Source organism: Roseitalea sp. MMSF_3546 (genome assembly GCF_030732865.1).
Taxonomy (GTDB): Bacteria; Pseudomonadota; Alphaproteobacteria; order Rhizobiales; family Rhizobiaceae; genus Roseitalea.
Map to the genome: position 1 here is coordinate 26,333 of NZ_JASHKB010000028.1, position 22,380 is coordinate 48,712.

Genomic DNA, 22,380 nt, shown 5'->3' on the forward strand with positions numbered 1-22,380 from the left:
AGACCCGGCCAAGGACGACACCTCCGACCGCGCCGAGAGCCGCGACCAGCCAGATGAGGAGTTCAGCCATCGTCCCGCTCCCCGCGTGCGGCGGCCATGCAGAGGGCGACGACGAAAACGCAGAGAAAGCCACCCACGAACAGACCTGCGAGGAACTCAGGCATTGCCGCGGAACCCGCGCTCGATCCGGTCGCGCAGGCCGATGAGGCCGAGCCCGAGGAACATCAGCCCTGCGGGCGAGGCATCACCCGAGCCGGCGAGCAGCGCGACGAGCCGGGACAGTTCCCCGAGCGGCCCGGTGGCGGGCAGCGCGAAGGAGGCGGTGCCGGTGAGCATGGCGAGAAGTCCCGCCCACCAGGTGAGCGAGTTGGGTCGGACGTAGCGCATGGGATCAGGCCCTCCGGATCAGGGTGGAGAAGAAGGCGACCAGCCGGGCGAGCCAGCCGGTCGGCGTGTCGGGTACAGGCTTGAGGACTGGAGGCGTCGGCGACGGCCCTCGAGCCAATGCCAGAGCCTCGTCTTGGGTCAGACGGCGGATCGGCCGGGAGAAGTCCACGCGGCCCGTGCGGTCCACAGACCAGACCGGGATCGTGCCGCCCGGATAGCGGCCATGGCGGAACAGGTCGCGCTCGGCTTTCCGCCGCGGGATGATCGAGGCCGGTCGCCGCCAGTTCAGAAACGCGTCGGCCGCTGCAACGCGATTGCCGGCATTGAGATGTCGGGTCAGCGCGGCCTTTGCGATGCCGCCGGTATTGTAGTGGAACGAGACCAGTGCATCGAACTCGTGCGGCGCCAGCGGCACCTTCACGGCCCGCTGGACGGCGGTCTCGTAGCGCGCGAGGTCGGCCCGGAAGACCCTGAACGCCTCGCGGATCCCGGCGTCCAAATCGGCGGGCATGCCGCGTGGCATGGTGGCGGGATCGGGCGAGCCGGCCGCGGCCGTGTGGCCGATGCCGAAGGTCCAGACCTGTTTCACATCGAGATAGGGTCCGGGCACGAGTCCTTCGTGCCGGACGAGGGCCAGCAGGCCAAGGTCGGTCATTTGCATGGGATTACCGGAAAAGCGAGAGGATCAGGATCAGTGCGGCCACGGCAAGACCGATGCGCAGACGATGGGTAAAGGCCTGTCGGGCATCCGCGGGGTCGCAGCGGAGGGAGCGCGCGAGGCGAATGAGTTCATTCATCGCCGTCGCCCTGCTTGGCGCGGCGCAGGCGGGCGAGCAGCACTTCGATGAAGGCAGGCCCTAAGACGCCCACGAGATAGGCGGCGGACCCTGCCGCGCCGCCTGCCGGGATCGCCTCCGGTGGCAGGCCCATCCAGCTTGTGATGACGGCCATCGACAGGCTGCCCATCCCGGCCGCGATCAGACCGCCGAGGAGGATGTGCCGTAGCGCATCGCGCAGCCGCATCTTCGTGGTCAGCGCGTTCGTGGCGCCGCCGAGCGCGCCCCAGGCGGCGAGGATCACGGCCGTTGAGGCCGCGAGCTCGCGCAGCACGGCCGCGACGAAGTTACCGGTGTCGTTCATCGCCGGATCTCCAGAAGCGGAATGGACGTGATCGAGCCGAGCCGCTCGAGGTCGAGCGTCACGTCGAGCGCATCGGTGTCGAAGCGGACAGGCACGTCGAACTCGAAGCCCGCGGTGATGGCGACGCTCGCCTCGGGCGCAGTGGCGAGAGTGACCACACCGGTGGTCGTGTCGACGGTCCAGCCGCCGACTTCCTCCGCACCGTCGAAGGCGATGCGCACCGTCCCCGCCACCGGCTTGGTGATCGTGCGCACCCATGTCTGACTGCCAGACGCGTAGCGCTTCACCAGCTGGAAGGCTGTCGTCGTGCCGTCGCCGGTGCCGATCACCTGGTCGGTGGGCAATGGCGTCTGGGACGGCAGGCACGATTTGAAATCGCCCCAGTCCCTGAAGCGGAAGCCATGCAGGCGGCCGTTTCGCGCCTCGAAGAAGGCGACGGCTGCCGCCAGATCGTCGGCGCGACGGATGCCATAGGCGACGTCGTAGCGCCGACGGGAGTTCGCCCAGCTTGCATTGCGCTCCTCGTCGCCGGAGGCAAGCTCGACGATTTGTGTGCGCCGCTCGGGCCCGCCCCGCGCGCCGCGACTGATGTTGTCCGGGAAGCGGACCTCGTGGAACGCCATCACATGCCCCTCCGCCCGAGCGAGACAGCGCGGGCGATGTCGGCGGCGACTTGGGTGCGGGACTGCCGGAAGCTCTCGGCGTCACGCGCCATGATGGTGACGTTGACCCCGCCCGCGCCGTAGCTTTGCGCCTCGCGCCGCGACAGCACCCGCTCGCCCCGCTGCAGGATCGCTGGCACCTCGTCGTGGCGAAGGCCGACCGCACCGCCTGAATGCATCCGGGGCGCGGCGGCGAAGGCCATGGCCGGGACCATGCGCGAGGGGCCGGACGATCCGACGATGCCGCCCGCGTGCAGGATATTGGCGAAGATCCCGCCCGCTCCAGAAAACACGCCCGAGAGTGCATTGGCGATTGGCCCCAGGATGAACCGTCGCGCCGCGAGTTGGGCGAGATCGGCGAGCAGCGAGGTCACCAGATCGCGGAAGTTCAGCTTGCCGGTCTTCACGAACTGGCCGACGGCATTCTCGGCCGACTGGAAGGCGCCGACGAGGCTTTGGCCGATATCGCCGCCGATCGCGCGGGCCTTGCTGGCGTAGTCCGAGAGCGCAGCCGTGACCGCCTGCCAGCCATTGACCGCCGTTTCGACGTTGGGCCCGGCCGCAGCCGCCGCTGCACCCGCGGCAGCGCCGGCGTCGGTTGCTGCGCTTCCGGCGCCATCGAGTGCGGTCTGGAACCGCTCGGCCGCAGCCGTGGCCTCGGTCAGCGCATCTGCACTCGCATCGTCGGTGCCGCGCACCGCATCGCGCAGCGCCTGCCAGCTCTCCAGCGGGGCACGAGCCCCTTCGGCCAGATCGCGCGCGGCGCCGCGGTAGACATTCGCCGACTCGAGTGCCCGGTTCGCCGCCTCCGTGAGTCCGAGATTGGGCGCGGTGAGCGGATTGTCCTCGAAGGCCCGGTCGAACGCCGACTGCGCTGCGGTGGTCGCGGCCGTGGCTGCACCCTCAAAACGGTTCTCGATCTCGCCGAGGTCGAGGTCCGGCACCAGCGAGATGCGCCGCTCGGACCCGAGGGCTTCCAGCCCCTGGTTGATGCCGCCGATGAAGCCGTTGATCCGCGAGACCACGCCGTTCAGCATCGCCTCGACGCCATCGACCAGGCTGTTGGCGGCCTGGAACGCCAGATCGCCGATGGCGGCAGGCAGCAGACCCCAGATGGCCTTGATCGCCTCAAAAGCGCCTTCAAACGTGTTCGCCGCCGTGTTGCCGAAGCCCACCACGCTCTCGATGGCGCTCTGCATGCCCGAGGCGGCGTCGGCCTTCAGGTCGAAGAACATTGCCGTGGCGGCCGCGCCCGCCGCCGCCGCCCCGATTCGGATCCGCTCCCAGACTTCGACCGCGAGGTCCTTCAGGAACGACATGGCCTCGCCGAACCCGCCCGCGCCGGACACAAGGCGCGTGAACTGGTAGACCAGCTCGCCCGCTCCTACGATCAGGGCGCCGATCCCGGTCCGGATCAGCGCGCCGCGCAGGACGACGAGCGCCGTGGCGAGACCACGGACGGAGAGTGCCGCGGCGGCCATACCGGCGACCCAACGTCCCGCGAGGAAGGCCGCGAAAGTTGCGGCATAGGTCGTCAGGCGGCCGACGTTGTCGAAGAGGCCGCGGATCGCGATGCCGAGCGGGCCGGTGCGGCTGGCGACCATCGCCATGGCGTTGGCGACGGCCTCCAGCGCGGGGGCTGCGGCGACAGCGAGCTGGTTCGAAAGCCCGCGCCAGATCAGACCGAGCCTTGAGATGGCGTCGTTCGTCCGCTCGATCTGGTCGGCGTCCTGCTCCGAGACGACGACACCGAAGGCGAGGACATCCTCCGTCGCGTGGCGCAGCGTCGCCGTGTCGATCCGCGACATGGCGATGGAGCCTTCCTCGCCGAAGAGCTGGCCTGCCACGGCAGCGCGCTCGGCGGCGGGCACGAAGCTCACGATGGCGGCGTTGATCGCGCCGACGCGTTCGTCGAGCGGCAGGGTCAACAGATCGGACGCCGAGAGCCCCAGCTGCTCGAGCGCCTGCACCGCGGGACCGCTGCCGGCGGCCGCCTGGCTGAGCCGACGGGTGAGATCCTTGGTCGCCTGTTCGATGCCGGACATCGACACGCCCGCCAGCTCGCCCGCGCGCTCCAGCGTCTGGATCGAGGCGACGGTGGTGCCGAGCGACTGCGCCAGCTTCGCCTGCGCATCCACCGTCTGCAGGCCGGAGCGGACCATGGCAACGCCGGCAGCCGTGGCGGCAGCGACCGCAGCTGCAGTCGCCACGCGGACTCGGCGCGCAAAGCCGGCGAGCCGGGCGTTGGCCGCCTCCATCTCGCGGCTGAGCCGGCCGAAGCCGCGGACGCCAGCCTCGCCCACGCCTTCCAGTTCGGCGCGCACCTGTCGCCCGCCGACCGCGGCGAGGCGGACGGACACACGCTTTTCAGCCATCGGGGCGTTCCATCTGTTCGTTGAGCTTGGCCACCATCACCGCCTCGATGACGGGCAGCAGTTCGGCCATGGCGAGCGGCGGCACGCCGAGAGCGTCACCGAGCGCCAGCGCCGCAGAGAAGTCCCAGCCAATCACCGCTCCGGGCAACACGCGCAGCTGGCCACTCAGACGGCCAGCGAGATCCCAGACCTGCCAACCCTCCGGAGTTTCCGGACGGTTCAGCCGCGCCGGGCAGTCCGGGCAGGCTTGCGCGCAGGCTTGGCAGTATCGCTCGCCCCCGCCGAAGGACCAGTCGGCGAGAGCGCGGAGGCGTTTTTTTCCTGCTCCAGCAGCAGACCCTTGGAGACGTAGGTCAGCTGGAACGCTTCGAAGATTGGCCAGACGTCGAGCAGTGCATCGATGGCCTCCGGGCTCGGGCCGATGGGTTTGCCGTCGGCATCGCCCACGCCCTCCCAGGCGAGCACGGCCCGCCGCGCCAGCGCCTTGGCGAAGGCGACCGCGCGTTCCTCGTCGGACGCCTCCTCGGGCACTGCCTCGACGGCCGGGTCGCTCCGCGTCGCCACCATCAGCGCGGTGGTCAGCGGGCGGAGCTGCACGCGGACGCCGGTAGCGAGATCGTGCCAGCGCGGGGCGTTGGTCAGGTCGAGCGTGAGCATCGTCAGTACACCTCGATGTCGTTGATCAGGGTCGCCGTGCACATACGGCCGACGACGCTGTCGCGGGCGGCCTGCCAGTCGAAGGTGGCCTGCACCCCCTGCGGCCCGGAAATTTCGATGCGGGGGCGCGGCAGGTAGACAGCGTGCACGGTGAAGGTGAAGCTCTCGCCGGACGGCAGGATGTAGGCGAACTCCATCTCGCAGGCCTCGCCGTTGATCGCCTGCGTCACCAGCGTCTGGTCGGCGAAGCGCACCTCGATCCGGCCGGTCAGCGCGGCGATGGACGGGTCCGCTCCGTCGATGCGCCCGTCCGAGCGGATGGTTTCGATCCGGTCGAGGTTGTTGGCATAGGTGATCTCGGCCGAGACCACGTTGCCGAGCGCGGACCCGTTACGGGTGATCGCGCCGTTGAAGTGCCCGAAGCGCTTCAGCTCGAGCGCGGCGGATGTCCCTGCGCTGGTCGTCGTGCCGACCGTCTCGCCCTGCGCCACCAGCCGCGCGGTGGCCGTCAGCAGCCCCGAGCGCTGCATCTGCCAGGTCAGCTGGTCGAGGACGCAGCCAGAATAAATCGCATAGCGCGGCACCTCCGGCATGCCGGTCTCGATGGACATGCTCGGCAGCGTCCAGGACCCCGACTGGAACTCGTGCGTCCAGGGGCCGGTGCCTGTCGTCGTCGGTGACCCGAAGGCCGCCTTCAGCCAGAAGCCGAGGGCTTCGGCGTCGAGCGGCACGACGACATCGCCATCCGCCGTCACCGCGTCCTTGATCGGCGCCAGCGGATCGCGGCCGTAGCCGAGAAGCTCGGAGTTCAGCAGCGGCTGCTCGGCGCCGAGCGAGGTGCTGGCGAACGGCATCTTCGTGAAGCCGCCCACGGGCGGCGTGCCATAGACGGTCTCGAACGCAAGCGCCATCAGCGCCCGCGCCCCCTGGGCTCGTGCCATGGTGTTCTCCTCGGGTTGTCGGGGTCAGGCCAGTTGGTCGGCCGTGGAATAGTGCAGCACCACCGGGATCACGGCGGCCTTCAGGCTCGCCGCGCCCTCGACCGGCAGGTCCACGGGGCGCGGGGCTTCGGCCTCGACCCAGTCGCAGAGCCCGCCCAGCGTCCGGTCCGCGGCGAGCACCGCGCCGATGCTGGCGGTCAGCGCGTCGAAGGCGGTGTCACGTGCAGCGCCTTGAACGACCGCCTCGATCTCGGCCCGGTGCTGGTAGTGGTAGCGTAGCGGCGAGAGCGTGACTTCCGGTTCTCCGGGCTCACCGTCGCGCAGGATCAGCAACCCCTCGGTCGGGACACGCTCGGGCAGCACCTCACCTCGCAGGGCGGTGGCGGGCAGCGCCGAGAGCCGCGCGTGCAGCGCGGCGAGGATGGTTTCGCGAGGGTTAGGCATCGGTCGTTGCTTCGGCATGACTGCCCATGGGGACAGCTTTTATTCCAATTCTCTGGCAGATGGTTTGGAACTTTGAGTGCGGCGATGAAAGCCTTCGAGAATATTGCACCTAGCTCAAGAGCCGAATGCACTTCGCCACGAATTCAAGTGCTTTCAGATCGGCCAAAATCGAAAAGTACAGAAGGCAATTCAGCAAAGCTAATATAATCTAGTCCACGCAACGCTGTCTCCAGCTGCTCACCATATATACTCGCCTTTTTTCCACCAACCTTGCTCTCGATTGCATTTCTCATAGCGAAAGTTGGATAATTCAAATTTGCTAGAAACACGCCGTACTTATACTTAACATATGGAATCAAGAGATCACAAGCTTGAGGGGCACGTTTCTTCAAAGTCTGAAATACAGAGTCTAAGTGAGAGAAAGTCGCGATTTCGAATGTTAGGTCGAGATCTCTGGGATCATTAATTTGTTCGATAGCCCTTGCACGATCCATCATGATGGAAAGACCATCCACCAAGTGAATATCGAAACTACCCAGGACGTTTGCTATCAACTCCGCTTGAAGGGGTTCGATATTCCTCCAGATCGACTCAAGCAATCTAAACTCTGCATCTCTGTCAAACCCGAATGAATTATACTGCGCCTCGAGAGTCACCCTAAGTATTTCTCTGTTACTCAGAGGAACTCTTAGCCTGTGGTTCAAGGTTCGCATTGGCTCGGATTGAACCACACAGAGTAACAGAAACCACTTTTGGCGAAACATTAGGAAAACGCGATGCTTGAAGTGCGAGTCTCGATGTAAAAGGTAGCGTGCCCCAGCTCTGCCCAAGATTGGCAGCTTTAGAGCCATGTACTCATAATCGAGTATATAGTTTCGTGATATATACTCAAATACGACGCTCATGAGACAAATTCCTGACAGACCTGCAGCACATGACGCCTTTGATTTGACGTTTTCACAAGCGTTGTGTGGTCTTCATTCTCAAGCGTTTCAAAAATTGGATCTTGCGCAAAATCTGCTACTTCGACAACATTCTCATAGACACCAAAGAATGTTGACTTGGCCACCAAAAGACTCAGTCTCCCCCGTCGGGCAATCTCAGTATTCGTGTCGGCTTCCAGCGCGGCGACGAACTCGCTACCTGGACTCAAGTCTAGAAGCACTTGCTTCCTGAAATTAAAAAGATTGCGAAACCATGCCAATAGACTTCCACCGAACCCGCGTGAGATTATATCTTCAGACAGCGTGTGAAGCGAAGCGCCTTTGTGGGCAGGTGCGAAGAGCACAATCTCAATATCGTCAAACTCCTGAGACTGTCGTTGTGCGAGATCGACGGCGATCCGTCGCATTAGTGCCGCACCAAGCGAATGGCAGACAATTAATACACGTTTGTATCTGAAATCTGGCCTTCTCTTTATGAAGTAAAGGTGCTTATTTGCTTGATCCCCAGGTGATGTGATGAATTCCCTAAGTATTCCCCCGATAAGTCGCGCAGAAATAAGCGCACGAGACTTTGTGCTGTCATATCCGATAAACAATACGTCGGTATGCTTGAATGCCACATCATCGCGTAGCTCCGAAGCAACGTCAAACCAAGTTCCCTCGGCCGTACCAGTGAAGCCGTGAATGAAAACGATCAAATGGTCTGGCAGAGCCTTGGACCAGTGCGCCGTTGTCCCCAAACCGCGACCAATCCGGCGGCCTATGAAGTGGTTAGATTCGGTATAGTACTCCATGATGGTGAGCATGCATCCGTGCGATTAAGACATCAATGTCTGGCTCCCCTCGCGACGAGCACTTCACGATTTGCATTCCAACCAGTTCGCGACGATCAACCCCGGCACGCTGTCGTGCGCCCGCGCGGCATCCCGATCCAGATCCAGCCGCTTCGGCAACTTCACCTGGGGCACCAGCAGGAAGATCGGTGCGGTGACCTGGTTGCGGCCGGTCTTCGCGCGCGACGCCACCGCCTGACCGCGGGTGTTGATGCGGGCCCGGTCGGCGACGAGCAGGCTCGGGCCGCGGCGCCGATAAACGAAGCGGAGGCGCAGCCCGCGGCGCCGTTCCCACTCGCCGGGGGTGAGCTTGGCGCCTCGGAGGCCTCGGCCAGCGGCTTCTGTCGGGATCGCGAGCCAGAAGCCGTCCTTCGAGCGGATCAGCGGGCCGGTGTCGTGGGCGCCGACGATCACCGGGGCCTTGGCCCAGACGAGCGCCGCGGCGTTCAGGCTCTCGCCGGCCTTCGGATAGGTCTGGCTCCGGATCGAGTTGACGAGCCGCCGGCCAAGGCCCGCGCCGGTGATCTGGCCACGCCAGGCGGTCTTGAGACCGGTGCCGGCCTCGCGCATGGCGGCGGTGACGGCCTTCTCCCCGGCCCTCACCTCGGCGGCCATGGCGGCGACGAGGTCGGGCGTGATGTCGATCTTCAGCTTCATCGCGGTCAGGCCGGGCGCAGGTCCACGGTCCAGACGAGCCGCTCGCGGTCGCGGACGGGCTCGCCCTGGATGAGGAAGGCCTCGCCGTCGATCTCGATGCGGTCGCCGGGACGCGGGTTGGCCACTTCGGCGAGGCGCAGGTCCAGCCGGGTGGTCTCTGACCAGATGCGCGCCTCGCCGAAGTTCGTGACGTCATCGGGACGGCGAAGGATCGCGCGCACCAATGCCGGCGCACCGCCCTCGGCGGTGTAGACGACGTCACGCGCCAGATGCGCGTCCGCAAAGAGCGCGTCGAGGGCGGCGGCGAAGGCGGTCATCAGAAGCTGCCGTTCAGGCGCACCCGGCCAATGGTGTCGCCGGCCCCGCCCGCCACCGCCTCGACGGCAACGCCTACAGGCGTGTTGTCGGTCGCGACCGTCGTGCAGCGCTTGTTGGTGTCGTCCCAGTACACCTTGGCGCCGACGGTCCAGGCCTGCGAGCCGATCTTGGTGAGATCGAAGACGCCTGTGAGCGCGGCCTCGACGGTCGCGCCGCTGGCGGCGTCCCCAGCGGCCACGCCGAAGATCGAGCCAACGAGCATGCCTTCGCCGGAGGTCACGGCATAGGGCGCGGTCAGGGTGAGGGTGTTGCCCGGTTGGACGTAGTTCTTCATCGCGCATTCCTTTCGCGGAACGACGACGGGCGGCGAGCGGGCCGCCCGTCCGTCAGGGATCAGTGTTCAGGGGATGGCCCGGCTCACGCGCCGGGGTTCTTGTAGAGACCGCGCCAGTCGATGGCCTTGGCGCCGAAGTCGAGGCGGCACTTGATCTCGACGCCGTCGACGTCGAAGCCGTTGCGCGTCTCGATGTAGGCGCCCTGCTGGCCCTCGAGATAGGCGTACTCGATGGTGTCGATCTGGTTCGGGCTCGCCGCCAGGTACCAGGCCGTCTCGCTCGCGGCATCGAGCCGCGGCTCGGCGATGGGCGAGAGCGTCCGGATCGACTGCGGCACGACATTGCCGCTCTGCGCGGGCACGAGGTTCTGGGCGACCAGCTGTTCTGCCTTCAGCTCCAGCGCGGCCGGCACGATCAGGAAGGCGGGCCGGATGTTCAGCACCGTCTTCTTGTCGAGCCCGGTCTGCTTGCGCATCGCCGCCCGCGCGAGGCCCACACTGTCGACCCCGAGCGCCGCGCCCGAGCCGGCGAGGTTCTTGTGGGTCGCGTGGAACAGCGCCGTGCCGTCGGCCATGGCCGGGTTCGACGTCACGATGTCCCAAACCACGTCCGATTCCAGCTGCGCGATGGAGTTGCCGTACATCGCCGGGATGCGGGTGAATGCGTCGAGATCGTCGTTGATCAGCACCTGCCGGGTGATGGCGACGACGCGGCCGTAGGTCTCGATGCGGTAGCTCTCCTTGCTCTCGCCGAGCGTGCCGCGCTTGAACTCGCCGCTCTCGCCGACCTTGAGGAGCTGCGGCGCCTCGCCCAGCTGGACCCGGTGCATCGCCTTGAAGTCGGTGGCCAGCACCTGCCGGCAGAAGAGAGGGAAGGTGCGCGGATAGGCCTCGTAGGCCTGGCGCAGCGTCTTGTTGGTGACGGCGGCGAGGATCTCGGGGAAGTCCGAGGTCGAGTGCAGCGCGCGCGTCGCCACCTCGTCGCGCGACAGGCCGCGGGTGCTGGCGCCCGCCGTCTCGAGGCTTTCGCGGGCGAGCTCCATCAGCGTCATGCCGCGGTACTCGCGGGCGGCGTCCTCCAGCGGGAAGAGCGTCGGGCTGTAGCGGTGCAGGAGCGCGTTCGAGATCGCCTCGCGCCGGGTGACCGTGGCGTCGCGCCCGCCGAGCGGGATCGAGACATTGGGGAAGGTCCGGGTCTCGTCGGCCTTGGCCGCCACCTGGTCGAGGATCAGCCGGCGGGCTTCGTCGATGGAGACGCCGCGCTTGATCAGGTCGTCGGCAAAGCCGCGCTCGAGCTGCAGCTTGTCGGCGAGACCATGGATCGTGGAGACGCGCTCCCGCTCCTGCGCGCGGGCCTCGCTGACCAGCGCGTCGGTGTCGACGCTGCGGCTGCGATCCTCGGGCGCCGGGTCCGGCGCGGACTTCGTTGCCTTGGCCCTGGTGTCGGCGGCGCGGGTCTGGGTGTCGGCTGCGCCGGTCTTGTCGTCGGTCATGCTCGTCTCCTCGGGCGCTGCCGTGGTGTTGCTCTTCTGCTCGGCTGTCTCAGCCTTGCTCTCGGTCTTGTCCGTCATCGGGGATGCTCCTTCGCTGGTGGGGGCGTCCCGGCGGTGGAGGACGCAGTCGTGATGTTCGCTGTTCGAGCGGAAACCGGCGGCTGGGTCGGCGCCGACCGGCACGGCGGAGATCTCGAACGGGGTCCAGTCGACCGCCCGCCAGAGCTCGCGCTGCCCATCGGGCTTGCTGATCTCGAAGCGATGGACCTGGTAGCCGATGGAGACCGCGCGGATGTGCCCGGCCTCGATGTCGCGCCAGATATCGCCGACCGCGTCGCGCTCGGAGAGCCGGATGCGGGCGATGCCCTGACCGTTCTCGATCCGCGCCGAGCCCGGCACGACCGAGCCGATCACCGCGTCGAGATCGTGCGCCTCGTGAACCTTCAGGAACGGGGCGCCCGCGTTCAGCCGCTCGAGCCGCACATGCTCGGGCGCCATGCTGAGTTCCTCGTCATGCGGCTCGCCGAAGAGCGCGGCGCGCCGCACCCGGGCGCCGGTCGACCAGATCACCTCGACGCTGCGCGTCTCTGGGTCGATGCTGTTCGGCGCAAGCTCCGCCGACCGGCGGAATGCCGGCAGTTCGATGGTCTGCTCCATGAGTGGATCCTCGTCAGGCCCCGTCGCCGGGTGTTTCGTCGTCTACCGCTTCGCTGCTTGAGGCGGTGTCATCCGGCTCGGTCGCGGGGTCGGCCGGCGCACTGGCCTGCGCGCTGCCGGTCTTGGTGACCCGGCGCGGGTCGCTGTCGAGCACGAGGCCCAGCTCGTCGAGCTTGGCGTTCGTGGCCGCGATCTCGGCCAGCACAGCGTCGGGGTTGCGGCCCTGCCGGGCGATGGCCTCGGCCAGCGTCATGGTGCCGGAGCGGATGGCGAGCAGGTCGGCCATCGCGTCCTTCTGCGGGTCGACCGCCTCGAACTTCGGCGGCGACCATTCCACCGGCACGTCCGGCGTCGGGATGCGCCCTGCCGCCCACGCCGCTTCCGTGAACCAGCGCCAGACGGGCGCGCAGAACATCGGGATGAACAGCTGCCACTGCACCGCGTCGATCATCCGGCGGAACTCCACGAGCCCCGCGCGGATCGACGAGTAATTCACCTGGCTGAGATCCCCGGTCAGCAGCTCGTAGGGCACGCGGAAGCCGGCAGAGATCGTTTGCAGGCTCGCCCGCTTGTATTCGCCATAGCCCCCGGTGGCCGCCGGCTGGTTGAACCGGATGTCCTTGCCCCCGCGGGCATAAGCGATGAGCCCCGGCTCGAACCGCTCGACCCGGTTGCCGTCGGCGTCGACCACGGCGGGCGCGATGCCCTGCTGCGCTTCCTCGTCACCAAAGACGATGGCGGTGACGCAGGCTTCCGTTTTCTTGCGCACGATCTCTGCCACCTCGTAATCGTCGAGATCGCGCAAGGCGCGGATGACCGGCGCGCCCCAGGGCACGCCGCGCGCCTGCGTGCGCTGCTTCTCGTAGACATGGGCGATCTCGCTGGCCGGCACCGCCCGGCTGGTAAGCCCGCCCGTCAGGCTGAGTGTGGCGTCGCCCGGATGCGCGCCGAAGAGCCAGTAGGCCCGCCGCCGGCCGAGCGCGTCGAACTCGATCCCCTGCACCGCCTGGCCCGCGCCGAGCGCGCCGTTGCGGGTGGCGTCGAGGAAGTCGGCCTCGAGCAGCTGAAGCTGGACCGGCGGCATGATGCCGTCGCCGGGGCGGCGCGGACGGCGGCGGACCAGCACCTCGCCGGCCTCGACCATCTCGCGGCAGGCGAGCGTCTGGAGCCCGTAGAAGTCGAGCTGGCTGTCGGCGTCGCAGCCCCGCGCCCAGATCTCGAAGAGCCGGTCGACCTCGCGGTCGAGCGCGGCGTCGCCGCTGGCGGCGCGCGGCATGATCCCAGCACCCACGATGTTGTTCACGAGCACCGAGACCGCCTTGGCCGCGTGCGGGTTGTTCCGCACGAGATCCCGCATCCTGTCGCGCAGCAGCGCGCCGGCCCGGCCGATCTCGGAATCGGCCGAGGATCCCGGCGCGTGCCAGCCATCCGTGCGTCGGCCGCGGGCTGCGCCCTCGTAGGAGCGGGCGAGCCCCTCGAAAGCCTGCCGCGCCAGCACGCGGCGCGTGGCCGTGCGCGGGGCGACCGAGGCGATGGCCCTGTCGAGCCAAGAGACCATCAGCGATCCCCGCGCGAGAAGCCGGCGAAGCCCGCGATGGGCCGCGCCGTGGCGCCGGCGATCTGGCGCTCGATGGTGCGGATGCGCCCCAGCAGGTCGTCGGCCGAGCCATAGTCCACGGTTTTGCCGTCATAGCTCACCCGCGTCGTCCCGCTCGCATAGGCGCGCCGGAGTGCCGCGAGCTCCGCTTCCGTCCAGTCCGCCATTGTCAGAACCATCCTTCCCGTCGCCCGAGCCAGTCGGAGCGGCGCTTGCCTTGGGGGCCGGTATCGGGCCGCCCGATCAGACCGGCCGGGCTGTCCATGCCGCTCGGCACGCCGAGCTGCGCTTCCAGATCGGCCCATGTCGCCTCGGGCCAGCGATCCGCGCCCGCGATCCAGGCTGCGGCGCGGGCGTAGACCCGGCAGTCCAGCGCCTCGTTGCGCTCACGGAGCTTCTGCCATTCGAGCTTCGCGAAGCCGCGCCGGTTGCGGACCGTCACCAACTGCTCGGCTGTCAGTTGCCGGATCCACTCGGTGTCGGCCCAGCCAGGCAGATGCACCGTGCCGGGCGCGAACGCCGCGCCATCCTCCAGTTCCTCGGCCGTCGGCCGGGCCAACCGCAGAAAGCGGTAGGTCTCGGCCTTGAAGGTCGAAGTCGCCACGGTCCAGAGCCGCGCGCCCCGGCGCAGGCGCTTCCCGCCCGCGGTCGCGTCGACGTAAGTCGGCCCCGAGACCGGGCTCGCCCGGTTGAACCCCTCGAGCCCCTTCACGGGCGCTACCTGCGCAAAGCCGACCGAGCGCGCCCAGCCATAGACCGCGGCCGTCTCGTAGCCCGTGTCGATGGCCAGCCGCGCGAGGCCGAGGTCCGCACCGCCGGCATGCCGCCAGCTGCGGCCCAGCAGATCCGTCAACGCGTCCCATGCCTCGGGTCGTGCTGGCCCACCCTCGATCACGACATGATCGACGAGCCAGCTTTCCAGCCCGCGGCCCCAGGCCCAGACATCGACCTCGATCCGGTCCTTCTGCACGTCGGCGCCGGCGGTCAGGAACAGACCACCCGCAGGGACCGTGCCCGCCGGCCAGTCCTCGCGCCGCTCGGCGATCCGCTGCCAGTCGGGCGCGCCGCCGGTCTCGATCCAGGTCTCGCCAAGCACCGTGTTGCGGAACACCCGCTCGGTCTCGTCCGAGCCCACCGCCGTCTCCTTGTCCCGCGCGATGTCGGCCCAGCTCTTCCACCCCGGCGGCGAATAGAGCGCCGAGAGATGAAACCCCACCGTGCGCGCGTCCCGGGCCTCTGCGGTCGCTCGCCATTCGCCCGCAGCCAGCATCGCCGGCTTGTGGTGCTCCTCGATGGGCTCGTCGCAGGCATCGCAGTGATACGCCGCCGTCTCCGGTTTGCCCTTCTCCCAGCGCAGCCGCTCGAAGCGCAGCCACTGCATCGCGCCGCAATGCGGGCACGGCACGAAGAACCGGCGCTGGTCGCTCGCCTCGTACTCCCGCTCGATCCGGCTGACGCCGCGGATCGTCGGCGTCGAGACCAGGAAGACCTTGCGCCGGTGCGCAAAGGTCAGCGAGCGCGCCTCGGCGAGCCCGACCGGGTCGCCTTCCTCGTCAGCCGAGGCCGGATAGGCGTCGACCTCGTCGAGGAAGACGTAGCGCGCCGGCATCGAGCGCAGCCCCACCGCCGAGTTGGCGCCGGTCATCACCAGCACGCCGCCGGGGAAATCCTTCGACAGCTGCGTGTTGCCGCTGTCGCGCGCCCGCGCGGGGCGGACGCGTTCCTTCAGCGCCGGACTCTCCTCGATCAGCGGGTCGATCCGCTGGCGAGAGTTCCGCTTGGCCAGCTCCACAGTCGGCTGGACGGCGAGCATCGGCCCGGGCGCGTGGTGGATCACGAAGCCGATCCAGTTGTTGCCGGCCTCCGTCGCGCCGACCTGCGCGGCCTTCATGAACACGACCCGCTGGGTTGGATCGCCGGGCGAGAGCGCGTCCATGATCGCGCGCATGTAGGGCGTGCGCTCGGTGCGGTAGCGGCCGGGTTCGGCGCTCGCACGCGAGCTCAGCCAGCGGTGCCTGTCCGACCATTCCGAGACGGTCAGCCAGGGATCGGGCGTGAGCCCGCGGCCCCAGGCCCGGAGCAGCGCCTCCGCGCCGTCGAACTGGGCGATATCCTCAGAGAGCGATCCGGGGCTGGGCGAGTTCCTCGAGATGGGCGCGGACATGGGCCTCCAGAACCTTCTGCATGGCCGCCGTCTCCGTTCCCAACTCCGCCGCCATCAGCGCAGCCACCCGCGCCGGCCAGTTCACCCACGCGTCGCGTTCCTCGCGCGCGAGCCGGAAGACCAGCGCCGTGGCGCGGTCGCGGTCGACGAGCTCGCCCTTCAGCTTCGCGAGCCGGATGCGCCGCTCCTGCGCCTTCAACACCTCGTGCGCCGTCTTCGCCTGCAGGAACGTCGTGCCGCCGCCCGTGACCGGCGCAGCCATGCCCTGTTCCCGCAGTGTGTCGCCGACAGCCGAGACCGCCGCCTCGGGCACGGGCTTCAGCTTCGGCGCCGGCGTCTTCCTGGTCTTGGACGGGTCAGTCGTCTCGGTCCGAAGCCGGTCCGAGGCCGCGGCGTCGATGCTGCCATCCTCGTGCAGGACGAGCCGGCCGGCGGCCTTCGCCTTCTGGATCGCGCCGCGCGACAGCCCGACATGGGCGGCGTACTGGCGCTCGCTCATGCCCCGCATCGCAAGCCCGATTATCATTCCAAGTCAGGCGCTTATCGAGTTGATAAGCCAGGCGCGTGGAGCGAACGTCCGATCACAAGGACGATGCAACTCACCCGGAGCCACCACGATGACCACGCGCCTGAACCCGATCACCACCCCGCGCCACGAACTCCGCGCCGAGAAGGCCCGGCGCAATCGCGAGGCAGTCCTGAGCGCCTTCATCGGCAAGAAAGCAGAGATCGACGAGATGCTCGCTCGCCTGCAGGCGCTCAGCGACGACCATTTCAACTGCCATCCCGACGAGGCGGGCTGGGCCATGGTCGGCACCCTCGAACACTACGCGAGCCTCCTGAAGCGCATCACCGACAGCGCCTTTGGTGAGGGCGAGCACGCCCGCTGATCTCCGGCGCTGCCGGAACTCCCGCCGCGCGCCCTGCGCGGCTTGGGGTCGTAGAAGGCGCCGCATGTCGCGGGCCCGAATACGGAGACGACCCCATGACCCAGATCCAGCTTTCAGACGCCCAAGCCGTCATCCTGTCCACCGCCTGCGCGCGCGAGGACGGGGCGGTCTTTCCCGTCACCGCCAGCCTCAAGGGCGGCGCCGTCGGCAACGTCTGCAAGAGCCTTCTCAAGCAGGGCCTGATCGAGGAAATCGCCGCCACGGACCTCAACACGGTCTGGCGCCACGACGAGGAGCGCGGCCCGATCACGCTGCGCGCCACCCCGCTCGCCTACAGCACCCTCGGGATCACGGACGAGCAGGATGAGACACCGCCGGCGGAAACGCCGCCCGCCCCGGTCCAGCGCCGCAAGGGCACCAAGCAGGAGACGCTGATCGAGATGCTCCGCGCCGACGGCGGTGCGACGATCGACGAGATCGTCGAAGCCACCGGATGGCAGCCACATACCGTTCGGGGCGCCATGTCCGGCGCGCTGAAAAAGAAACTCGGGCTAAGCATCACCTCGGAGAAGGTCGAGGGGCGCGGGCGGGTCTACAGCCTGCCGCAAACACCCTGAGCTGAGCCACTGCTCGCAGTTGCGGAGATGTGGAAACCATTGGAGGAGCTTCTATGAACGAGGTGCGTGTTCAGGTAGAGTCGTGTCACGCACCCCTTGGGATAAGTGAGTATGTCCTCGGATGGACGAGCGCTTTTTAAGGTATATTGGGCTACCGGCCGCTGTTGCGGCGTCAGTTGGCCTAACATGGGACACTTTCACGGGGCTCGATCTGATCCCGCGTCTCATCGCGACGTTGGCCCTTGCCGTGCTTGCTCAAGAAATTTTGGCTCGCTCTCTGGCACCTGATCCCCCGGCGCCAGAAGTTGGGTTCACGCCAAAGCAGCAGGGCGAAGCGACAAGTTACTGGAGGTTTGCGGTTTCCGCTGTAGCAATTCTGGTTTGCTCTTCCATTTTTGCCGGGCTTGCATGGCTACAGACCGAGCGTTTAGTGATAACAGCGTCGCGTGATGCACTAAACGGATCGCAATCCCTGCACTTGTCAGCCTCTTGGGAAGAAGCTGACCACATCACTCTGTCTCTGCCTCCACCACCTGTAGAATGCAATATCCGAGAGGTTGGCGCATCTCTGACAGAAATCGATTGGGATCAGCCAGATCGGACGCTCCGCATAGACAATTTCGTTTCGCCGCAGTCAGTGACGGTTATCTGCAATACGCCAACATTGATCTCTGAACGCGATATTCAGGTCGTGGGATCATCAGATGGCCCCTACTTCGAGAGCGATCTAATCCCGATAAAATTCGCCATCTTTGCCATAGGAGTAGCACTATGCCTGTACGGTCTCTTTCGGCTAAGGAAACTGTCCTAGTCGCTCTTCTTACAAGCGCTCACTTGCCTTCGATAGCGTTTGCCGACAACTTTCATCCGGGCCGAGTTATCGAGCGTGGAAGTAGTGCTCCGGTCTCTTCAGATGTTAAAGCTTGGGAACCGAACCAACGAACTGATCAAGGCAGCTGCCCTGAATATGGCAGTTCACCCGTCGATGCTCAAATATCGGACGGTTCAACTGGTGAATTTGGGCTTAAAGTTCCGACCGACGTAAGAAGCTATCACGTAGTATACTGCGCGAATGGTTACCACAATCGAGTTGATCGACACATCCCCAATGGTAGTGACGGGTCCCCTGTCATTCCGATACCCGCACAACTGCGAGCACAGTCTGAGACGGCGGCAGTTGAAGACGACACTGTTCGGCTTGCCGTCTTCGCCTTGAACGAGTTGGCATACTTGTTTGAGGTCAATCCGGAAGGATTCAACGCGGCCTTGTCGGAGTATAGTGGAGTCGTCGCCGAAAGGGACGGCGGCGCTGGCGAAGTCTTGGGGATCCTTCCAGACCTGATAGCGCAATGGGCGTCTTCTCCATAGTAGGAGTTGCATGAAACGCGGAGCTCTTCGGCCTATTTGAGTATAGTCTAATTGCCTCGAACAGTCGCCGCAGGGCGAAGGACCGTGCGATGCTCACCACCGTGAACACCGCGCCCATCTTCAGGTTCTGCGCCAGCGTCGTGTGCAGCCCGAATACCGGGAAGATCAGGATCTGCGTCACGACCGCGACGCCGTAGCCGACCGCCACGTTGGCGACGGCCTCGACCAGCGACATGGCCCGGCTCTGTTTCATGCGGCTGCATCCTGCTCCTTCGCGGATAGGTCCAGCCGCTCGGCCTTTAACCCCGCGAAGGTCCGACCATCGCCGTCGAGTATCGCATCGCGGCCTGTCTCGGCCTGCCAGCGCTCCACGGCGACGTCGACGTAAGCCGGGCTGATTTCCATCGCGAAGACGCGGCGGCCGTTGGCCTCGCCCGCCATGATCTGCGAGCCCGAGCCCGAGAAGGGCTCGTAGCAGAGCCCGCCACGGGCGACGTGCTGGCGCATCGGGATGCCGAAGGCGTCGAGCGGCTTCGGCGTGGGGTGGTCGGGGCGCTCGTCCTTGGCGAAGCTGGGCATCTCCCAGGTCGACGGCAGCGTCTGCTCGGCCACCTTCGGCGGGCGGTTCGGGCGGCGCCAGCCCATGAAACAGGGCTCGTGCTTCCAGAGGTAGTGCGACCGGGTCAGAACCCCGCGGTCCTTCACCCAGATGATCTGCTGGTGGACGAAGGCGCCGGCCTTCTCCCAGCAAGCTTCGAGCATCGCCTGGCGGCGCGAGGCATGCCAGCAATACCAAGCCGCATCCTCCGTGATCGCCTCTGCCACGGCGGCGGCGATGAACCCGTCGTAGAGATCGGCCCCCTGGCTCGAGTCGTCCCAGGTGACGCCGTAGGACTGGCTCCAGTCCTTGTTCCGCGTCGGGTGGTTCGAGCCGTCGTAGTCCACGAGATACGGCGGGTCCGTCGCGAACAGGACCGCGCGTTCGCCATTCATCAGGCGGCGGACATCGTCGTGGCTGGTCGAGTCCCCGCACAGCAGTCGATGATCCCCGAGGATCCACAGATCGCCCGCGCGCGACGCCGGGTTACGCGGCGGTTCGGGGATGGTCACCGGCGGCACGGAGCCCCCGGCGCCACCTTCTTCTTCACCGCCCCCGTCCGGATCGAAGGCCAGCAGCTTGTCGAGTTCGCCATCGGAAAAACCGACCAGCGACAGGTCATAATCGTCTGCGAGCAGGTCCTGCAACTCGGCCGACAGAAGCGCCTCGTCCCAGCTGCCGAGTTCCGTCAGCTTATTGTCCGCGATGCGATAGGCGCGGCGCTGCGCCTCGGTCAGATGCCCGAGCACGATCACCGGCGCCTCGCTCAGCCCCAGCTGCGTGGCGGCCAGGACGCGCCCGTGGCCGGCGATCAGCTCGCCGTCCTCGCCGACGAGGCACGGCACGGTCCAGCCGAACTCCGCCATGCTGGCGGCGATCTTCGCGACTTGGTCGGCGCCATGCACCTTCGCGTTCTTCGCGTAGGGCTGGAGCTTGGCCAGCGGCCAAGTCTCGATCCGCTCGGGGGCGAAGCTCAACGTCATGGGCGGGTGGTTTCCGTCGATCAGGTGGATGCCGGCCGGACTCCGGACTCCGGATGCCTCGCCGGACTCCACGCGGGGTCCAGCGGCATTCGGGGTATCCGGCCCAAAGGCCAGCGTTCATTGGGGTTCGTGCGGGTGGCGGGTGGCTCCGGCTTCCGGGTGGCTTCCCAAAAATCCGGCCCTGACGCTGGCGAAATGCCGAGCCAAGCCCGCCAGCATACGCAAGTCGCCCGGAAGGAACCGCTTTTAGCTAGAAGCGGGTCTACCGTAGCTCAGTTAACTTTGGTCAGCTGAAGAGAGGAAATCACCGCCGCTGTGGGGCCCAGCCACCCCAACATATGCTGCTACCATCAGAACTCTCACGAATACCTTGGTAGAGCCCGCCACAGGCTACATGACCTCCGTCAGAGCTCTCCAGATAGTGGTCGTAGAGGCCCCCTGCGCAAACGTACGTCCCGTCCGAGCTTTCGGCCCGGTAATCGTATAGCCCGCCGCACGCAACATGACTTCCATCCGAGCTTTCCACTCGGTAGTCGTAGCGACCTCCAGCACAAACATGCGTCCCGTCAGAACTCTCCGCACGGTAATCATACAGTCCGCCGCAGGCGACGTAGCTACCATCGGAGCTTTCGACCCGGTAGTCATAAAGCCCTCCGGCGCATACGTGCGAACCGTCGGAACTCTCAGCCCGGTAATCATACAGTCCGCCGCAGGCAACATAGCTGCCGTCCGAGCTTTCCACCCGGTAGTCATAGAGCCCTCCAGCGCAGACGTGCGTGCCATCAGAGCTTTCTGCATGGTAGTTGTAGCCACAGCCACAGATCACCAAAGATGTGCCCACCCGCTCATAGTAGTCGAAGCCCGGCAGACAACGGAAATCCCGGTCCTGTGCCTGAACGAGATTTGTGCAAAGACCGAGGCAAAAGGAGATCGCCGCTACATTTTGCGCTTTCATTACAGTCCGTAGGCTAGAGAACTCATCCGACAGCGCAAGCGATGAACGGCAGGCGGACCGATGTCAACGCCTGCCGAATTTTGCTTGCGCGCGCCTCTCCCGAGCTTATCCCGAACCTAGCCTCTGAGCCGCTTTTCTGTCCCGTCGAAAACTGTCCGCCGCACACCTTCCCCTGTGGCGCGCAGGGTTACGCGCCACCGGCCAGTTCGATCACGCGCCGCTTCGACAGGTTGCGGTTGAACCGCCGGCGGTTGAGCTTCAGCGAGATGACGCAAAGCCCGTAGAGCCAGTGCTGGTGGGCGGCCGAGCGCTGCAGCCCGACCGTCCAGCAGATGGTCTTCCACCGCTCACCATGGGCGCGCATCCAGACGATCTTGCCGTCGACGGGGTCGAGGCAGGCGGTCCAGGTCAGCGTCTCCTCCATCCGGCTGATCGCCTGCGGCGAGGGCAGCACCCGCATGGGCTTCGGCTCCTGGCCAACCTTGTCGGCGAAGGAATGGATGATCTCGGGCCACGTGCTGAAGTAGCCCTGCCGTCGCGGCTCGGGCAGGCGCTTGAGCACGAAGGCCGCTTCGGCGAGACGGGCCTCGACGAGGGACGGGGTCCACTTATCCATGGCGCCCTCCCTCGTCGGAGGGGCGCGGTCCGTAGAGCTTTTCGCCGATCTGGCGGACGAGTTCGCGTTCCGGCCAGGTCAGCCGCGCGTCCTCGAGCGATACGGCAAGCACACCCTGCTCGCGCCAGCCGTCGCGCTTCACCTGTTCCGGATCTCGGCGCTGGCCGCCGTAGCCCTTGGGATGCCACCTCATGCGACACCCCCGTTGGTCTCGATCGCCCAGAGCAGAAGCGCGATGGCGTCAGCCTCGTTGTCGTCCACGGGGCTGAAACCCCGGGCCCGCGCAGCGGCGATCATCGCCGCCTTCGGCGCATTGCCCTTGCCGGTGGCGTGACGCTTGATCGTGCCGACAGGAACGCCGGCATAGGGTACGCCCCGCAGTTCCGCCCATGCCGTGAGCGTGGCCATGAGGCCGCCATAGACATGGGCCGCATCGGTTCCGGCGTGGCGGCGCACTTCCTCGAACCAGATCGCGGCGATCGGCCCCGACAGCCGGTCGATCTCGGTGAGCCAGTTCGTGAAGCGCAGGTAGCGCATGCCGCCGCCGTCGTAGCGGCCGGGGCGGAAGCAGGCGGTCCCGCTGGTGATCAGCCCTTCGGCCGAGCGCAATGCCCAGCCGGTGCTGGTGCCGAGATCGAGCGCGAGAATGCAGCGGTCGAGAGTGCCGGCAGCCGTGAGAGGCGCCGGGGCGATGTGTGGGGAGCGGTCCATGACGACCTCCTCTTCGATTGGGAGGCCGGGGCGGCACGG

General features: G+C 66.7%; 28 protein-coding genes. 3 read left to right on the plus strand and 25 right to left on the minus strand.

The features are described 5' to 3' along the window. Positions 1-156 precede the first annotated feature (156 nt). From RBB34_RS17120 to RBB34_RS17215, 20 genes are all read right to left on the minus strand, one after another. A complete protein-coding gene (locus tag RBB34_RS17120; protein ID WP_306120463.1) occupies positions 157-387 on the minus strand; it encodes a hypothetical protein in 231 nt (76 codons plus the stop codon). A 4-nt stretch (positions 388-391) separates the two neighbouring features. Next, positions 392-1,048 (minus strand): lysozyme, encoded by a 657-nt coding sequence (locus RBB34_RS17125; RefSeq protein ID WP_306120464.1) that lies wholly within the window; start codon positions 1,046-1,048, stop codon positions 392-394. A gap of 4 nt (positions 1,049-1,052) precedes the next feature. Beyond that, positions 1,053-1,184 carry a hypothetical protein gene (locus RBB34_RS17130; protein ID WP_306120465.1) on the minus strand — a complete coding sequence of 44 codons (132 nt, stop codon included), beginning with the start codon at positions 1,182-1,184 and terminating at the stop codon, positions 1,053-1,055. Beyond that, positions 1,177-1,527, minus strand: coding sequence for a hypothetical protein (locus tag RBB34_RS17135; RefSeq protein WP_306120466.1), 351 nt, complete (start codon positions 1,525-1,527; stop codon positions 1,177-1,179). The genes RBB34_RS17130 and RBB34_RS17135 overlap by 8 nt, the downstream gene beginning before the upstream one ends. After that, complete coding sequence (locus tag RBB34_RS17140) at positions 1,524-2,150, minus strand: DUF2460 domain-containing protein (protein WP_306120467.1); 627 nt, start codon at positions 2,148-2,150, stop codon at positions 1,524-1,526. The genes RBB34_RS17135 and RBB34_RS17140 overlap by 4 nt, the downstream gene beginning before the upstream one ends. Next, on the minus strand, positions 2,150-4,564 hold the full coding sequence (locus RBB34_RS17145) for a phage tail tape measure C-terminal domain-containing protein (protein ID WP_306120468.1): 2,415 nt from the start codon (positions 4,562-4,564) through the stop codon (positions 2,150-2,152). Before RBB34_RS17145 ends, RBB34_RS17140 begins: the two co-directional genes overlap by 1 nt. Continuing rightward, positions 4,557-4,715, minus strand: a complete 159-nt coding sequence (locus RBB34_RS17150) for a hypothetical protein (protein WP_306120469.1) — start codon at positions 4,713-4,715, stop codon at positions 4,557-4,559. Before RBB34_RS17150 ends, RBB34_RS17145 begins: the two co-directional genes overlap by 8 nt. 68 nt (positions 4,716-4,783) lie before the next feature. Next, the gene (locus tag RBB34_RS17155; RefSeq protein ID WP_306120470.1) at positions 4,784-5,221 is read right to left on the minus strand and encodes a hypothetical protein; all 438 of its coding nucleotides are present in this window, start codon (positions 5,219-5,221) and stop codon (positions 4,784-4,786) included. Between the two features lie 2 nt (positions 5,222-5,223). Continuing rightward, positions 5,224-6,162: a phage tail tube protein gene (locus tag RBB34_RS17160; protein ID WP_306120471.1), complete on the minus strand. Its 939-nt coding sequence runs from the start codon at positions 6,160-6,162 to the stop codon at positions 5,224-5,226. Between the two features lie 24 nt (positions 6,163-6,186). Beyond that, a complete protein-coding gene (locus tag RBB34_RS17165; RefSeq protein WP_306120472.1) occupies positions 6,187-6,624 on the minus strand; it encodes a hypothetical protein in 438 nt (145 codons plus the stop codon). A 125-nt stretch (positions 6,625-6,749) separates the two neighbouring features. Next, positions 6,750-7,205 carry a hypothetical protein gene (locus RBB34_RS17170; protein WP_306120473.1) on the minus strand — a complete coding sequence of 152 codons (456 nt, stop codon included), beginning with the start codon at positions 7,203-7,205 and terminating at the stop codon, positions 6,750-6,752. A 302-nt stretch (positions 7,206-7,507) separates the two neighbouring features. Beyond that, positions 7,508-8,356 (minus strand): alpha/beta fold hydrolase, encoded by an 849-nt coding sequence (locus tag RBB34_RS17175; protein ID WP_306120474.1) that lies wholly within the window; start codon positions 8,354-8,356, stop codon positions 7,508-7,510. Between the two features lie 51 nt (positions 8,357-8,407). Next, a complete protein-coding gene (locus RBB34_RS17180) occupies positions 8,408-9,040 on the minus strand; it encodes a DUF6441 family protein (RefSeq protein WP_306120475.1) in 633 nt (210 codons plus the stop codon). Positions 9,041-9,045: 5 nt separating this feature from the next. After that, positions 9,046-9,357, minus strand: coding sequence for a hypothetical protein (locus RBB34_RS17185; protein WP_306120476.1), 312 nt, complete (start codon positions 9,355-9,357; stop codon positions 9,046-9,048). Continuing rightward, positions 9,357-9,692 (minus strand): DUF2190 family protein, encoded by a 336-nt coding sequence (locus tag RBB34_RS17190; RefSeq protein ID WP_306120477.1) that lies wholly within the window; start codon positions 9,690-9,692, stop codon positions 9,357-9,359. Before RBB34_RS17190 ends, RBB34_RS17185 begins: the two co-directional genes overlap by 1 nt. 83 nt (positions 9,693-9,775) lie before the next feature. Next, complete coding sequence (locus RBB34_RS17195) at positions 9,776-11,842, minus strand: prohead protease/major capsid protein fusion protein (RefSeq protein WP_306120478.1); 2,067 nt, start codon at positions 11,840-11,842, stop codon at positions 9,776-9,778. Positions 11,843-11,855: 13 nt separating this feature from the next. Further along, positions 11,856-13,400 (minus strand): phage portal protein, encoded by a 1,545-nt coding sequence (locus RBB34_RS17200; RefSeq protein WP_306120479.1) that lies wholly within the window; start codon positions 13,398-13,400, stop codon positions 11,856-11,858. After that, positions 13,400-13,606 carry a hypothetical protein gene (locus tag RBB34_RS17205; RefSeq protein ID WP_093362814.1) on the minus strand — a complete coding sequence of 69 codons (207 nt, stop codon included), beginning with the start codon at positions 13,604-13,606 and terminating at the stop codon, positions 13,400-13,402. Before RBB34_RS17205 ends, RBB34_RS17200 begins: the two co-directional genes overlap by 1 nt. A 2-nt stretch (positions 13,607-13,608) precedes the next feature. Next, entirely contained in the window at positions 13,609-15,603 is a 1,995-nt protein-coding gene (locus tag RBB34_RS17210; RefSeq protein WP_306120480.1) for a phage terminase large subunit family protein, read from the minus strand. Continuing rightward, entirely contained in the window at positions 15,554-16,102 is a 549-nt protein-coding gene (locus RBB34_RS17215) for a hypothetical protein (RefSeq protein ID WP_306120481.1), read from the minus strand. Before RBB34_RS17215 ends, RBB34_RS17210 begins: the two co-directional genes overlap by 50 nt. A 118-nt stretch (positions 16,103-16,220) precedes the next feature. Between RBB34_RS17215 and RBB34_RS17220 the strand changes: the two genes are divergently transcribed. The 3 genes from RBB34_RS17220 (at position 16,221) to RBB34_RS17230 (ending at position 17,921) form a co-directional block, all read left to right on the plus strand. Then, positions 16,221-16,493, plus strand: a complete 273-nt coding sequence (locus RBB34_RS17220; RefSeq protein ID WP_306120482.1) for a hypothetical protein — start codon at positions 16,221-16,223, stop codon at positions 16,491-16,493. A 95-nt stretch (positions 16,494-16,588) separates the two neighbouring features. Beyond that, positions 16,589-17,110, plus strand: coding sequence for a DUF3489 domain-containing protein (locus RBB34_RS17225; RefSeq protein WP_306120483.1), 522 nt, complete (start codon positions 16,589-16,591; stop codon positions 17,108-17,110). 121 nt (positions 17,111-17,231) lie between these two features. Continuing rightward, positions 17,232-17,921, plus strand: coding sequence for a hypothetical protein (locus tag RBB34_RS17230; protein ID WP_306120484.1), 690 nt, complete (start codon positions 17,232-17,234; stop codon positions 17,919-17,921). A 444-nt stretch (positions 17,922-18,365) separates the two neighbouring features. Here the strand turns inward: RBB34_RS17230 and RBB34_RS17235 are convergent, their stop codons facing one another. The 5 genes from RBB34_RS17235 to RBB34_RS17255 all read right to left on the minus strand — a co-directional run bounded on the left by RBB34_RS17235 (position 18,366) and on the right by RBB34_RS17255 (position 22,341). Next, positions 18,366-18,731 carry a hypothetical protein gene (locus tag RBB34_RS17235; RefSeq protein ID WP_306120485.1) on the minus strand — a complete coding sequence of 122 codons (366 nt, stop codon included), beginning with the start codon at positions 18,729-18,731 and terminating at the stop codon, positions 18,366-18,368. Next, positions 18,728-20,059 (minus strand): DNA methyltransferase, encoded by a 1,332-nt coding sequence (locus tag RBB34_RS17240; protein WP_306120486.1) that lies wholly within the window; start codon positions 20,057-20,059, stop codon positions 18,728-18,730. Before RBB34_RS17240 ends, RBB34_RS17235 begins: the two co-directional genes overlap by 4 nt. Before the next feature lie 1,142 nt (positions 20,060-21,201). Then, entirely contained in the window at positions 21,202-21,630 is a 429-nt protein-coding gene (locus RBB34_RS17245) for a DUF6362 family protein (protein WP_008887425.1), read from the minus strand. Then, positions 21,623-21,823 (minus strand): hypothetical protein, encoded by a 201-nt coding sequence (locus RBB34_RS17250; protein ID WP_306120487.1) that lies wholly within the window; start codon positions 21,821-21,823, stop codon positions 21,623-21,625. The genes RBB34_RS17245 and RBB34_RS17250 overlap by 8 nt, the downstream gene beginning before the upstream one ends. Next, on the minus strand, positions 21,820-22,341 hold the full coding sequence (locus RBB34_RS17255; RefSeq protein WP_306120490.1) for a hypothetical protein: 522 nt from the start codon (positions 22,339-22,341) through the stop codon (positions 21,820-21,822). The genes RBB34_RS17250 and RBB34_RS17255 overlap by 4 nt, the downstream gene beginning before the upstream one ends. Positions 22,342-22,380: the final 39 nt, after the last annotated feature.

Coding starts and splice junctions, on each gene's coding strand:
- RBB34_RS17120 (WP_306120463.1), bottom strand. CDS start 387: ATGCGCTACGTCCGACCCAACTCGCTCACCTGGTGGGCGGGACTTCTC.
- RBB34_RS17125 (WP_306120464.1), bottom strand. CDS start 1,048: ATGCAAATGACCGACCTTGGCCTGCTGGCCCTCGTCCGGCACGAAGGA.
- RBB34_RS17130 (WP_306120465.1), bottom strand. CDS start 1,184: ATGAATGAACTCATTCGCCTCGCGCGCTCCCTCCGCTGCGACCCCGCG.
- RBB34_RS17135 (WP_306120466.1), bottom strand. CDS start 1,527: ATGAACGACACCGGTAACTTCGTCGCGGCCGTGCTGCGCGAGCTCGCG.
- RBB34_RS17140 (WP_306120467.1), bottom strand. CDS start 2,150: ATGGCGTTCCACGAGGTCCGCTTCCCGGACAACATCAGTCGCGGCGCG.
- RBB34_RS17145 (WP_306120468.1), bottom strand. CDS start 4,564: ATGGCTGAAAAGCGTGTGTCCGTCCGCCTCGCCGCGGTCGGCGGGCGA.
- RBB34_RS17155 (WP_306120470.1), bottom strand. CDS start 5,221: ATGCTCACGCTCGACCTGACCAACGCCCCGCGCTGGCACGATCTCGCT.
- RBB34_RS17160 (WP_306120471.1), bottom strand. CDS start 6,162: ATGGCACGAGCCCAGGGGGCGCGGGCGCTGATGGCGCTTGCGTTCGAG.
- RBB34_RS17165 (WP_306120472.1), bottom strand. CDS start 6,624: ATGCCGAAGCAACGACCGATGCCTAACCCTCGCGAAACCATCCTCGCC.
- RBB34_RS17175 (WP_306120474.1), bottom strand. CDS start 8,356: ATGCTCACCATCATGGAGTACTATACCGAATCTAACCACTTCATAGGC.
- RBB34_RS17180 (WP_306120475.1), bottom strand. CDS start 9,040: ATGAAGCTGAAGATCGACATCACGCCCGACCTCGTCGCCGCCATGGCC.
- RBB34_RS17185 (WP_306120476.1), bottom strand. CDS start 9,357: ATGACCGCCTTCGCCGCCGCCCTCGACGCGCTCTTTGCGGACGCGCAT.
- RBB34_RS17190 (WP_306120477.1), bottom strand. CDS start 9,692: ATGAAGAACTACGTCCAACCGGGCAACACCCTCACCCTGACCGCGCCC.
- RBB34_RS17195 (WP_306120478.1), bottom strand. CDS start 11,842: ATGGAGCAGACCATCGAACTGCCGGCATTCCGCCGGTCGGCGGAGCTT.
- RBB34_RS17200 (WP_306120479.1), bottom strand. CDS start 13,400: ATGGTCTCTTGGCTCGACAGGGCCATCGCCTCGGTCGCCCCGCGCACG.
- RBB34_RS17205 (WP_093362814.1), bottom strand. CDS start 13,606: ATGGCGGACTGGACGGAAGCGGAGCTCGCGGCACTCCGGCGCGCCTAT.
- RBB34_RS17210 (WP_306120480.1), bottom strand. CDS start 15,603: ATGTCCGCGCCCATCTCGAGGAACTCGCCCAGCCCCGGATCGCTCTCT.
- RBB34_RS17215 (WP_306120481.1), bottom strand. CDS start 16,102: ATGAGCGAGCGCCAGTACGCCGCCCATGTCGGGCTGTCGCGCGGCGCG.
- RBB34_RS17220 (WP_306120482.1), top strand. CDS start 16,221: ATGACCACGCGCCTGAACCCGATCACCACCCCGCGCCACGAACTCCGC.
- RBB34_RS17225 (WP_306120483.1), top strand. CDS start 16,589: ATGACCCAGATCCAGCTTTCAGACGCCCAAGCCGTCATCCTGTCCACC.
- RBB34_RS17230 (WP_306120484.1), top strand. CDS start 17,232: ATGGACGAGCGCTTTTTAAGGTATATTGGGCTACCGGCCGCTGTTGCG.
- RBB34_RS17235 (WP_306120485.1), bottom strand. CDS start 18,731: ATGAAACAGAGCCGGGCCATGTCGCTGGTCGAGGCCGTCGCCAACGTG.
- RBB34_RS17240 (WP_306120486.1), bottom strand. CDS start 20,059: ATGACGTTGAGCTTCGCCCCCGAGCGGATCGAGACTTGGCCGCTGGCC.
- RBB34_RS17245 (WP_008887425.1), bottom strand. CDS start 21,630: ATGGATAAGTGGACCCCGTCCCTCGTCGAGGCCCGTCTCGCCGAAGCG.
- RBB34_RS17250 (WP_306120487.1), bottom strand. CDS start 21,823: ATGAGGTGGCATCCCAAGGGCTACGGCGGCCAGCGCCGAGATCCGGAA.
- RBB34_RS17255 (WP_306120490.1), bottom strand. CDS start 22,341: ATGGACCGCTCCCCACACATCGCCCCGGCGCCTCTCACGGCTGCCGGC.